Genomic DNA, 266 nt, shown 5'->3' with positions numbered 1-266 from the left:
CTTCATTTTTGTGATCATTAGCTTGTTCAATCGCTGAGCAGATAAGTCCGTAAGAATTAAACCAAAACTCTTTGACTAGAGAAGGTAAATAGTCTTCGTATGACATGGCTGCAAGCACGCCCCCAATATGATCGTCGTCGACATGGGTAATCACAGCCAGATCAATAACTTCTCCCTTTGCCTTGAGTTGTTCAAGAAGCAAGCGAAGGGGCATTGCATATCCGTTTAATTGACCGAATGTCTCACCTGGCCCGCCATCGATCAGA

General features: G+C 44.4%; 1 protein-coding gene. It reads right to left on the bottom strand.

The features are described 5' to 3' along the window. Positions 1 to 266: MBL fold metallo-hydrolase (locus SB756_RS30910; protein WP_410913347.1), on the bottom strand; the 266-nt coding region annotated here is incomplete at both ends.

Source organism: Pseudomonas sp. SIMBA_068 (genome assembly GCF_046534705.1).
GTDB lineage: Bacteria > Pseudomonadota > Gammaproteobacteria > Pseudomonadales > Pseudomonadaceae > Aquipseudomonas > Aquipseudomonas putida.
This window is presented reverse-complemented; position numbering and strand designations above follow the sequence as displayed.